Here is a 12,294-nt window from a genome sequence, read left to right on the forward strand (position 1 = left end):
AGTGACCTCGGCTAGCCATCGGACACTCCGCGTTCCCGCAACCAGGCCATCGGATCGGTCTTGTCCGATCCGTTGAGGTGTACCTCGAAGTGCAGGTGCGGCCCGGTCGAGTTGCCTCGATTACCCACGGTGGCGATTTGATCGCCGGCGAGCACGCGATCACCAGTCTGCACGGTGGCCGTGTCGATGTGCCCGTAGAGGGTGACCGTCCCATCCGCTGCCCTGATCTTTACCCACATGCCGTATCCAGGGGTCGGTCCGGACGCGATCACCTCGCCGTCTGATGCGGCGTGGATCGGAGTGCCGATGGAGTTGGCGATGTCGAGTCCGCCGTGCAGGGTGCCCCACCGCATCCCGAATCCTGACGTCAGGATCCCGCGCGCGGGAAAAACGAACTGTGGGCGCCGAAGTCGCGCCTCCCGTTGAGCACGCTCCTGGGCGAACGCCGCGCCGTTGGCGAGCTCCTGTGAATGAATTGCGGAATCGAAACCGTTGGCAACGGAGATGATCTGCATGCCCGATGTGTTGGGGAGGCTACCGGGGGACGGTACCGAATCGGTGACCAGTACCGGGTCGGCTCGCGAGTCCGTGGCGTCGGCCGCAGCGTTCGCTCCGGCCGCGACCGCACCGGCGGCGATCGCCGCGATGACCACCCTGCTGTGCACGGCGCCGGTGGCGCCGGAGGTTCGGCGATGTGCTCTTGGTGCTGCGCGGTGGGAAGGAATCGACCGGTCAGAACGCTGTGGTCGTTCGTATGAACGAGCGCTGCTGTCCGGAGCGGGTACGGGCAACCCCTCGGTCTCGGACCGTGCCTTCGGCGCGAGCAGCTGCCAGGGCGACTCATCCGCCAAGTCGTTGAGGTCGTCGAGTTCGGGCGCGGCCAACACCTCGAAGTCGAGGGCGAAGAGATCCCCGTGATCGGGCGGATCGACCAACGCTGCGAATTCGCGCCACGGAATGATCTCGGTGACGTCGGTGTCATGCGAGAACGCGGCCGGTGCTTCTGATCGCGAGATCCGATGATGCACCACTGTTCGAGACGATCCTTGCCGTTACCGGTTCGTTATCTGGTTGGCGAGACGCTAACCGAACGTGCATGAATGAGCAAGCTGTCGATCATCCGGAAGAGCTGTTTTCCAAACGGTCGCTTCAGCAGAGACCGGGCCAGAAGACGCCCTCAGCAGTGCATTCTCTGAAAACCGTAGGCGAAAATCTTCTCTGTACATACGTAGTAGACCACTACTCGGCTACGAATGTCGCGCGAAGGAAGGCCTACTTCCGCATCCTGGGTTGCGAACGCAGAGTCCCGGCCGGAGCCGGGGCGGGTGCGGATACTCGGCACCCGCCCCGGCGGGAAACCCGTTACCGGGTGATGTGACTCGAAGGTTTCCGACACGTCCGACTGCGAGGGTAAGTACTAAGTTACTACGTAGGATAATCTACGTATCTAGTGAGTAGATCCCGCACTGCGTGGTCCGAGCCCGAGAATGAGAGGTTTCCATGGTCGCCGAAGCGCCACCGGTCGGGGAACTCGAAGCACGCCGCCCTTTCCCTGCGCGCATGGGCCCTAAAGGCAACCTGATCTACAAGCTGGTCACCACGACCGATCACAAGTTGATCGGCTTGATGTACGTCGTCACCTGCTTCTTCTTCTTCTTCGCCGGCGGTCTGATGGCGTTGTTCATCAGAACCGAGCTGGCGATGCCGGGGCTGCAGTTCCTGAGCAACGAGCAGTACAACCAGCTGTTCACCATGCACGGCACGGTGATGCTGCTGTTCTACGCCACGCCCATCGTGTTCGGCTTCGCCAACCTGGTGCTTCCGCTGCAGATCGGCGCGCCCGATGTGGCGTTCCCGCGGCTGAACGCGTTCTCCTTCTGGCTCTTCCTCTTCGGCGCGCTCATCGCCATGGCCGGCTTCATCACCCCCGGCGGTGCCGCCGACTTCGGCTGGACCGCCTACACGCCGCTGTCGAACGCCATTCACACGCCGGGAGCGGGAGCTGACCTCTGGATTCTCGGGCTCATCGTCGGTGGTCTGGGAACGATTCTCGGCGCGGTCAACATGGTCACCACGGTCGTGTGCATGCGCGCCCCCGGCATGACCATGTTCCGGATGCCGATCTTCACCTGGAACATTCTGGTGACGTCGATCCTGGTGCTGCTGGCGTTCCCGCTGCTGACCGCGGCGCTCTTCGGCCTCGCGGTGGACCGCCATCTCGGCGGGCACATCTACGACCCGGCCAACGGTGGTGTGCTTCTGTGGCAGCACCTGTTCTGGTTCTTCGGGCATCCCGAGGTGTACATCATCGCGCTGCCGTTTTTCGGGATAGTCAGTGAGATCTTCCCGGTGTTCAGCCGAAAGCCGATCTTCGGGTACACCACGCTGATCTACGCGACGCTGGCGATCGCGGCGTTGTCGGTGGCGGTGTGGGCGCACCACATGTACGCGACGGGTGCGGTGCTTCTGCCGTTCTTCTCCTTCATGACGTTCCTCATCGCCGTACCGACGGGCATCAAGTTCTTCAACTGGATCGGCACGATGTGGAAGGGCCAGTTGACGTTCGAGACTCCGATGCTGTTCTCGGTCGGCTTCCTGGTCACGTTCCTGCTCGGTGGCCTGTCGGGCGTGCTGCTGGCCAGCCCGCCATTGGACTTCCAGGTCACCGACTCGTACTTCGTGGTCGCGCACTTCCACTACGTACTGTTCGGCACCATCGTGTTCGCCACGTATGCGGGCATCTACTTCTGGTTCCCGAAGATGACCGGACGCCTGCTCGACGAGCGGTTGGGCAAGCTGCACTTCTGGTTGACGTTCATCGGCTTCCACACGACGTTCCTGGTGCAGCACTGGCTGGGTGACGAGGGCATGCCGCGTCGGTACGCGGACTACCTGCCGTCGGACGGCTTCACCACGCTGAACATCATCTCAACCGTCGGTGCGTTCATCCTCGGCGTCTCGACGCTGCCGTTCGTGTGGAACGTGTTCAAGAGCTGGCGGTACGGCGAACCCGTCACGGTCGACGATCCGTGGGGTTACGGCAACTCGCTGGAGTGGGCCACCTCCTGCCCGCCGCCGCGGCACAACTTCACCGAGCTGCCCCGGATCCGTTCGGAGCGACCGGCATTCGAGCTGCACTACCCGCACATGGTGGAACGGATGCGCGCCGAAGCACACATCGGGGGCGGCCCGCACCCGTCGGGTGGTGACGTCACCGAGGCCGACGTCAACGTTCGTACCTGAGTCGGCACAGTGCACATGAATGAGCGGCGCCCCGGTGAACAGACGAGTTCACACCGCATAGGTGGTGACTTCGAACTCGCCGAAGTGATGTGGGAGGCTGCGGAGCCGTGCATGTCCGACGCGCAGCGACACGCGGCGCTCACGGCTCTGCACGTTGGCGAACCCTACCTGGCGATACTCGTTCTCGTTACGGCCCTGTCGCAGAGCGGGTATCCGCTCCCATCCGACTTGTACGACGAGTTCTCCGAATGGCTGCGTGTTCTTCCCGAAGAGGACTCGTATAATGCCTGGAGCCCAGGACAACTCGAACTCCGCGTCATGGCGGCGGACTTACATGTGAGTAACGCGGTGCCAGCCATCACGGGTGGTTATGGCGATGCCACCCTGTGCTACTTCGTGTTTGACGACGCTGATGTCGTGAATGCCTCCCGTGAACGCCAAGCGGACGCGCTGAGGAGGTGGCTGCAGGTGAACCGACCGAGCCCTGCACTGAGAACCGATATGCGAATCAACGGATTCGGAGATCTCCTTGACCACCCGGATCCTCCTCCAGGCGATGAGGTGGGCGCAGAGTGACGGTCTGGGGATCGCGGCAGCCGACGGCATGCCGGATCGAATGGCCCGGACCGGGACTGCGCAGGCCGGCAGATTCCCGGAGCGGTGCGAGACGCGGAGGCCGGCTCGGGCGGCCGTGGTCTGACTGTGTTGAGCCACCAGTGTTCGACCGAGGAGCTTCGGCGTGAACGCAATTGGAACACAGGTAGGCCTGGCTACCTATTCGGACTTGGCGTACTCATCAGCTGTATTCGCGTTGAGTCTCGCGCTGTTGTTGCTTGCGGCGACTTTCGCGATCGGTCGGAGTCGGACACTCGCGCGTTCCACAGCGTCTGTAGGTGTTACACCTGGTAGCCCCAGGCCCGGGATCGTCGCTGAAGTTCCACGGCGATCGCTTGCAGAACGCGTCGAGCGTGCTGGAATCGCCGTCGTCTTCGTCGGCGCCTTCTTGCTACTCGTGTGCATTGTGCTACGCGGCCTGGCCACCTCTCGTGCGCCGTGGGGCAACATGTACGAGTTCATCAATCTGACCTGCTTCTGCGGGCTTGTTGCCGCAGGAGTCGTTCTCCGCCGCCAGCAGTTCCGCGCTTTGTGGGTGTTCGTCCTCATACCAGTGCTCATACTGCTCGCGGTGTCGGGCAAATGGCTCTATACCGAAGCCGCGCCCGTGATGCCTGCGCTGCAGTCGTACTGGTTGCCCATACACGTGTCGGTGGTAAGCCTCAGCTCCGGCGTGTTCCTGGTGGCGGGAGTGGCGAGCATTCTGTTCCTACTGAAATCGTCAACGTTGGGCGACACTCGGACCGAGGTTGAGAACCGGTACTTAGCAGGAATCGTCTCCAGGTTGCCCGACGCCCAAAGCCTTGACCGGGTCGCCTACCGCGCCACGATCTTCGCGTTTCCAGTCTTCGGGTTCGGCGTCATCTTCGGTGCGATCTGGGCCGAGGAGGCGTGGGGACGCTTCTGGGGTTGGGATCCAAAGGAAACGATCTCGTTCATCGCCTGGGTTGCCTACGCCGCCTACTTGCACGCCAGGTCCACGGCCGGCTGGCGTGACAGGAAGGCTGCGTGGATCAACGTCGTCGGGTTCGTGACGATGGTCTTCAACCTGTTCTTCATCAATCTGGTGATTGCCGGTTTGCACTCCTATGCCGGGGTGGGCTGACGACGAGCCAGGGCGTATGCAAGCACCCGACACAGCGAGTTCGTTTCGCCGACGTCACGACTGCGGCTGAACTCGAAAGTCCGACGGTGTCATCTCGACGACCATGCTGACCTTAGCTCCACCCCGAACGGCGCCGTGTACTGATTCGGGGACCTCCGCCCCATTCGCGATGGGCACCAGGGAGTCCGGGTTCTACCGGCACGATCTCGACGGCCTGCGCGGTGTTGCCATCGCCCTCGTCGCCGTGTTCCACATCTGGTTCGGGCGGGTGTCCGGCGGTGTCGACGTCTTCCTGGCGCTGTCGGGCTTCTTCTTCGGCGGCCGACTGCTGCGCAACGCACTGCTGCCGGGAGCCTCGCTCGCGCCCGGCACGGAGATCATCCGGTTGGTGCGCCGTCTGCTGCCGGCCCTCGTCGTCGTCCTGGCAGCGTCGGCGGTGCTCACCATCCTGGTGCAGCCCGAAACCCGCCGGGAGACATTCGCCGACGAGAGCCTGGCGAGCCTGGGCTACTACCAGAACTGGGAGCTGGCGAACACCGCATCGAACTACCTGCGCGCCGGCGAGGCCGTCAGCCCGCTGCAGCACATCTGGTCGATGTCGGTGCAGGGCCAGTTCTACATCGCGTTCCTGATCCTGATCCTCGGGTGGGCGTTCCTCTTCCGCAAGCTGCTCGGGCGGCACCTCCGGACGTCGCTCATCGTGCTGCTGACCGCGCTGACCATCGCGTCGTTCGTCTACGCGATCATCGCCCACAACGCCGACCAGGCCACCGCCTACTACAACAGCTTCGCCCGCGGCTGGGAGCTTCTACTCGGCGCCCTCGTCGGCGCGCACGTCCCGCACGTCAAGTGGCCGATGTGGCTGCGCACCGTGGTGGCGTTCATCGCCCTGGCGGCGATCCTGTCCTGCGGCGCGTTCATCAACGGCGTCGAGGAGTTCCCCGGCCCCTGGGCGCTCGTCCCGGTGGGCGCCACGATGCTGTTCATCCTCAGCGCCGCCAACAGGATGGCCGACCCGCACGTCACGTCGGGCAGGATGCCGCTACCCAACCGCGTGCTGGCCACCAAGCCGTTCGTCTTCCTCGGCGCCATGGCGTACTCGCTGTACCTCTGGCACTGGCCGCTGCTGATCTTCTGGCTCGCCTACACCGGCGAAACCAGGGCCGATCTCCTCACCGGTGCCGTGATCCTGCTGGTGTCGGGCGTGCTGGCGTGGCTCACCACCAAGTCCGTCGAGGACCCGCTGCGCTATCGGGCGCCCGCGGGCAAACCGGCCGTCACCGTGCCACTGCGGGTGCGACTGCGCCGACCGACGATCGTGCTCGGTTCGATCGTCACCCTGCTGGGAGTCGCGCTGACCGCGACGTCGTTCACGTGGCGCGAACACATGACCGTCCAGCGGGCGAACGGCAAAGAGCTGTCCGGACTCTCGTCACGCGACTACCCGGGTGCCCGCGCTCTGGTGAACCAGGCGAGGGTGCCGAAACTGCCGATGCGCCCGACGGTGCTCGAGGCCGCCGACGACTTACCGCAGAGCACCATCGACAAGTGCATCAGCAACTTCGCGGATCCGAGTCTGCGCAAGTGCAGCTACGGCTCTGTGGCCGCGACCCGCACCATCGCGCTGGCGGGCGGATCGCACGCGGAACACTGGATTACGGCGCTGGACCTGCTCGGTCAGCTGAAGGGGTTCAGAGTCGTGACTTACCTCAAGATGGGCTGCCCGCTGTTGGCGGAGAGATTGCCGCGTATTCCGGGTTCGGGGGAGCCGTATCCGCAGTGCTTCGACTGGGCTCGAGCCGCCATGCGCGAGATCGTCGCCGACCGGCCGGATTACGTGTTCACTACCGTGACAAGGCCGAAGGATACGCAGCCTGGAGACGTGATGCCAGAGGAGTACATGCCGATTTGGCAGACGTTCGCAGACAACGGTTTAAAGGTACTCGGCATGCGGGATACGCCGTGGCTGGTTCGCGACGGCGAACCCTTCTTTCCGAGAGACTGTCTAGCCGACGGTGGTGGAGCGACGACCTGTGGCATCGACAGATCTGTCGTACTGGGCGACGTCAATCCAGCATCGGATCTGCCGAAACGCTTCCCTCTGATGGGTTTGCTCGACATGAGCGATGCGCTTTGTCGAGACGAATACTGCCGAGCCGTCGAAGGTAACGTCCTTATTTACAGGGATTCTCACCACTTGTCCGCCACGTACGTACGGTCCATGACGCCGGAACTCGGGCGCAGAATCGGTGCTGTGACGGGGTGGTGGCCCTGAGGGGACGTTACGCGTGCTTCGGCGCCCCTGCCGCTTCAGGGCAACCGCATCATTGTCTGCGGGCAACCATCCAACGAGGCACACGCGCCCGACGATCGCGTCGACCATCGAGATGAGATGAGCGCGCCGTGGGCACCTTTCGAAGTTTGGCGATTCGTCCTCTCTTGCGGTCGATTAACCGGAGCGGGTTCACGCGTACGGTCACACCCGCTCGCCAACTACCGCGACGTCGTGGGAAAGTACTACGTACTATGTAAGTACGTAGATTGATGCGACGGCGCGAATGAGTTACCTTCACGTCTCTTTCTGCTGCCGCCGCGCTAGACGAGAGGTAAGCGGGCCTGCCGTTGGCAGGTTCAGGGCCTGGCATGGCATATGAGACTGAGTCGCGCGGCAAGGAGCGATCGATACGGGCACACGATAGGCGCGAGGTCGTCACCGCTGTCGCGGAGTGGGCTGTGTCCCGAGGGTGGACGACGCTGACTGATTCGGACGGGTGCTGTCACTTCTACGATCCTCACGGTGAGTACATCGCGTACTGGCCGTTGAAGATGTCCTCAGGCGCCGGTCACCGTTGGTAGGCCTTGCGGTTCCATTCTTTTGCCGGTGTCGAGCGCTGCCGGCGACGCCGGTAGGAGTGCTCGGGTCCGCTTGCGTGCGGTGGGCGCTTGCAAGGTTGCAGCGATTCGGCGTTACCGCCGCTCGCAACACGGCTTCTGTCTCGTCCGATCTCGTTGACGCAGGAGTGGCACATGTCGTCGCCGCTGGGATCTGGTGCGTATCAGGGTTGACGGATCATATGCATACATGCGTATTATCGCATGCATGACACGTGGCAGGGGAACCGTAGGCCGTCGCGGCGACGACGAAACTCCGGCGAACAGAACCCTGGCGCTCGAACTCACCGATCTCCTTCCGGGTAGCGACGACCGCTGCGCCGACCGCCTGACGCGCGACCTGGCTGCCAACGCGATGATCGAAGAAGTCCACGTGATCGACGGCGACACGCTGAAGCCGCGGCTGTGCGTCCACTACGACGCCAACGCGGCGACGGCGATCGACGTGCAGCGGCGCGCATGGCAGGCAGCACAGACAATCAACTCGCAATACGGTCACCTGCGTTGGTTGATGACTGACACGGACGACGAAGCAACTCGCGCGGCGCTGGTCGATCGGTTGGCGACCATGCCCGGTGTCGTCGGCGCGGCGGCGACACCGAACTCGGTCGAGTTGGAGTTCGAACGCGCGACGGTGACGGCGCAAGAACTCGTCGACGTCATCGCGAATGAGATCGCGCCCAACCCGGCGACTTCGGAGGTCGCCCGCGACGCGCACCCCGGTGTGACGACCGAGGACGACGAGGATCACGGCGGCCACGACCACGGTCACGGCGGGATCTTCGGAGAGCGAAGCGAACTCGTCTTCGCGGGACTGTCCGGGACATTGCTCCTCGCCGGTTGGCTTCTAGCGACCTTCGCGGATACGCCGCGGACCGTCGAGTTGGTCGTCTACTCCCTGGCGTTCTTCTTCGGTGCGTTCTTCACCGTGCAAGAGGCATATGCCAGCGTGCGGCAGGGCCGCTTCGAGATCGATTTCCTGATGCTGATCTCCGCTGCGGGCGCTGCGGCCCTCGGTGAAGTCGCCGAAGGCGCTCTGCTGCTGTTCCTGTTCAGCGTCGGTCACGCGCTCGAGGGTTACGCGATGGGCCGCGCCCGCAGGGCGATCGAAGCGCTGGCCGAGCTCGCTCCGAAGACGGCGCTGGTACGGCGAGGAGGCACGGGCGACACCGTGGAAGTCCCGGTCGCGGACGTCCGAGTCGGAGACATCGTGGTCGTACGACCCAACATGCGACTCGCGGCAGACGGCTTCGTCGTCGCAGGCACGACCAGCATCGATCAGGCCCCTGTGACGGGGGAGAGCGTTCCGGTCGACAAGGGCCCCGTCCCGGACGTGGCAGCAGCAACCGCATCGCCGGACCTCGTGGACGCATCGGCACGGGTGTTCGCCGGAACGATCAACGGTGCCGGCGCCATCGAGATCCAGGTGACCAGGCTTGCCGGTGATTCCACGCTGGCTCGGGTCGTCCGCCTGGTCGCCGAGGCTCAGACGAAGACCACATCGACGCAGCGCTTCACCGATCGGTTTCAGCGCATCTTCGTGCCGGCAGTCCTCGTGGGCGTCGTCCTGCTGCTGTTCGCCGGACTCGTCGTAGACGAGCCTTTCACGGCCACCGTGTACCGGGCGCTTGCCGTCCTGGTGGCGGCCAGCCCTTGTGCCCTGGCGATCGCCACGCCCAGTGCAGTGCTGTCGGCGGTGGCACGCGCGGCGAGAGCCGGAATCCTGATGAAGGGCGGAGCTGCGCTGGAGGAGCTGGGCCGCGTCGAGGTCTTGGCGTTCGACAAGACCGGCACTCTCACCGAAGGCCGACCGCGAATCGCCGACGTGATCGCGACCGAGGGCGCGACAGAAGCCGAATTACTTACGATCGCTGTCGCAGTTGAGGAACAGAGCGATCACCCGCTCGCGCGCGCCATCGTTCGCGACGGCCGCGAGCGTCTGGCCGAGGCAGTCGTGCCCCGCGCGACCGACGTGCGAGCGCTCATCGGCCGGGGTATTGCCGCCTCCGTCGACGGGGTCGAGGTCCGCATCGGCAAGAGCGACCTGTTCACAGAGTCAGATCAACATCCGCCGACTGAACTGGCCGCCGAAGTCGAAAGACTTGAACAGGCGGGCCGTACGACGATGCTCGTACGCGCGGGCAACCGCTGGCTGGGAGTTATCGGCCTGATGGATGTACCACGACCGGAGGCGTCGACCGTTATCCGACAACTCACTGGACTCGGAATCGGCAACACCGTCATGCTTTCCGGTGACAATCAGCGTGTAGCAGATGCCGTCGCCGCTGAAGTCGGCGTCGCGTACGCACGTGGCGATCTGATGCCGGAGGACAAGGTCGCCGAAATCGCCCTGCTGCGAGAGCGTTACGGCCGCGTGGGCATGGTCGGCGACGGAGTCAACGACGCACCCGCCATGGCAGGAGCGAGCGTCGGGATCGCGATGGGTGCCGCAGGTTCCGACGTAGCGCTGGAGACCGCCGACGTTGCGCTGATGGCTGACGACCTCAAAGCATTACCGTTCGCGGTCAACTTGAGCCGCCGGTCATCGCGGATCATCAAACAGAACCTTTGGGCGAGTCTCGGCATCGTCGCAATCCTCATCCCGGCAACGATCCTCGGATTGGGCATCGGACCCGCGGTACTCATCCACGAGGGATCGACGCTCATCGTCGTCGCCAATGCGCTTCGACTACTCGGCCTTCCCATACCGACGGTGACTCCCGAGTCACCACGCTTTGGTACGAACGCGGAGAACACGTGATAACGGCCATGTTCACCGCTGCAGGCGATTTCGAGCACGACGTCGTCGACGCAACCGTGATCTTCGTCGACATGGCGGGGTTCACCGCGTTCACCGAAGCCCACGGTGATCATCGTGCCGCCCAACTGGCAGAGACGTTCGCCACCCTGGCAACGCGCGCCCTGGGACCCGGTGACGAACTGATCAAGGCCATCGGCGACGCAGTCTTGACTACGAGTGAGAACACCACAGCCGCGCTGGCCTTCCTTCGACGACTCCACGACGAGACCCGCGGCATCGACGGCTTCCCCTTGTTGCGCGCCGGCATTAGCGCGGGCTCGGTAGTGAAGCGGCTCGGAGACGTATACGGATCAACGGTCAACACCGCGGCCAGACTCGTCGACGTTGCCGAGGCAGGACAGGTCGTCGTCGATGGCGTTGCAGCGTCCGCGCTTCGCGAAGCGGATCTGATCGCGTCGAGACGGCTGGGTCCGCTTGCGCTCCGAAACCTCGGCTCACCGGTCGAAGCGTTCGCGCTCGACGTCGGAACCCGTCACCGGGTCCACGTCGATCCGATTTGTCGGATGCACGTTGCGACAAACGGCAGCCAGCTGGCGACCGTGCACCAAGGCGCGTCGTACCGGTTCTGCTCGGCAGCCTGCCAACGCCGTTTCGATCAGATCTGCCAGTCTTGGGCTCCGTCGTTCTCCGTGTAGATCCCGACGGAGTTCTTCACCACTACCGGGTCCCCACTGCCGAAGTTGTCGAAGAACCACTGCGCGTTGGCGGGACTGAGATTGGGACACCCGTGGCTCACGTTTCGCTTGCCCTGGTCCGCCACGGACCACGGTGCGCCGTGAACGAAGATGCCGGCGTTGTTGATTCGGACCGCATCTTGGACCTTGAGCTTGTACCCCTCGGCTGAGTCGACGGGAACGCCGTAGGTAGAGGAGTCCATCACCATGTCGGCGAACTTCTCCAGCACGTAGTAGGTGCCGTTGGGGGTTTCGTAGCCCGGCTTGCCCAACGACACCGGAATCGTCTTTTCGAGCACGCCGTTTCGCGTCACATCCATCTGCAGGGTGGCGTTGTCGATGGTGGCCACCAACGCGTCACCAGTGCGGAAGCTCGACTTCGTTCCGCCCGCGTCGATGTTGATGCTGGTGTTCGCGGGCCAGAAGTCGATTGGGCGCCATCGTAGTTGCGTATCGCTCATCCAGTAGAACTTGCCCGGCACCGGGGGATTTGACGAGATGTGGACTGCCTGCTCGGCCAAAACACGGTCGGCAATCGGCCGCTGAAAGTTGACGACGATCGGTCTGGCGATGCCGACCATCGAGCCGTTCAGCGGATTGAACGTGGGAGGCGCGAATACCGGCGGACCGAGATACGGCTTCGGGTTCTGGCCGGAGGGTGTGTCGCTCGTAACGGTCGGCGTGAAGCCGGGCAACGGTGGGAACGGATTCGGCGATGGTGGTGCCGGGATGGCGAGCGGGTCACCGGGCGTCGGTGCGGGTATCGGCGGCTCGGCTGACGCCGACGTCGCGGTCAGCAGCCATACCGCCGCGAAGACGGCTGCCCACATCGCTCGAGAGCTCCCCGGCGGAAACCGCATAACCAGCCTTATCCCTTCTTCGTGGTCACCACCGCTGCACGGGGTGGCCAACGGCACCCATCTCTCTACGTAGTTACATAGTAG

8 protein-coding genes are annotated in these 12,294 nt (G+C 63.9%); 6 read left to right on the forward strand and 2 right to left on the reverse strand.

Annotation, left to right across the window (positions count from 1 at the left end; all coding sequences use genetic code 11):
- Positions 1 to 11 precede the first annotated feature (11 nt).
- Positions 12 to 1,031 (reverse strand): M23 family metallopeptidase, encoded by a 1,020-nt coding sequence (locus tag NM203_RS30575; RefSeq protein WP_255064584.1) that lies wholly within the window; start codon positions 1,029 to 1,031, stop codon positions 12 to 14.
- A 469-nt stretch (positions 1,032 to 1,500) separates the two neighbouring features.
- Here NM203_RS30575 and ctaD point away from each other — a divergent pair, with 469 nt between their 5' ends.
- The 6 genes from ctaD (at position 1,501) to NM203_RS30605 (ending at position 11,311) form a co-directional block, all read left to right on the forward strand.
- A complete protein-coding gene (gene ctaD / locus NM203_RS30580; protein ID WP_255064586.1) occupies positions 1,501 to 3,243 on the forward strand; it encodes an aa3-type cytochrome oxidase subunit I in 1,743 nt (580 codons plus the stop codon).
- Between the two features lie 111 nt (positions 3,244 to 3,354).
- Positions 3,355 to 3,819, forward strand: a complete 465-nt coding sequence (locus NM203_RS30585; RefSeq protein ID WP_255064588.1) for a hypothetical protein — start codon at positions 3,355 to 3,357, stop codon at positions 3,817 to 3,819.
- A gap of 163 nt (positions 3,820 to 3,982) precedes the next feature.
- Positions 3,983 to 4,963 carry a c-type cytochrome biogenesis protein CcsB gene (gene ccsB / locus NM203_RS30590; protein WP_255064590.1) on the forward strand — a complete coding sequence of 327 codons (981 nt, stop codon included), beginning with the start codon at positions 3,983 to 3,985 and terminating at the stop codon, positions 4,961 to 4,963.
- A 103-nt stretch (positions 4,964 to 5,066) separates the two neighbouring features.
- Positions 5,067 to 7,238: an acetyltransferase SucT gene (locus tag NM203_RS30595; RefSeq protein ID WP_255064592.1), complete on the forward strand. Its 2,172-nt coding sequence runs from the start codon at positions 5,067 to 5,069 to the stop codon at positions 7,236 to 7,238.
- Positions 7,239 to 8,045: 807 nt separating this feature from the next.
- Positions 8,046 to 10,616: a heavy metal translocating P-type ATPase gene (locus NM203_RS30600; protein ID WP_408633440.1), complete on the forward strand. Its 2,571-nt coding sequence runs from the start codon at positions 8,046 to 8,048 to the stop codon at positions 10,614 to 10,616.
- Complete coding sequence (locus tag NM203_RS30605; protein ID WP_255064596.1) at positions 10,613 to 11,311, forward strand: adenylate/guanylate cyclase domain-containing protein; 699 nt, start codon at positions 10,613 to 10,615, stop codon at positions 11,309 to 11,311. The genes NM203_RS30600 and NM203_RS30605 overlap by 4 nt, the downstream gene beginning before the upstream one ends.
- On the opposite strand, the gene NM203_RS30610 is transcribed toward NM203_RS30605, so the two are convergent.
- On the reverse strand, positions 11,272 to 12,210 hold the full coding sequence (locus NM203_RS30610; RefSeq protein WP_408633441.1) for a L,D-transpeptidase: 939 nt from the start codon (positions 12,208 to 12,210) through the stop codon (positions 11,272 to 11,274). The genes NM203_RS30605 and NM203_RS30610 overlap by 40 nt on opposite strands.
- Positions 12,211 to 12,294: the final 84 nt, after the last annotated feature.

The sequence above is a fragment of the Mycolicibacterium arenosum genome, assembly GCF_024320865.1.
In the GTDB taxonomy this organism is placed as follows: Bacteria; Actinomycetota; Actinomycetes; order Mycobacteriales; family Mycobacteriaceae; genus Mycobacterium; species Mycobacterium arenosum.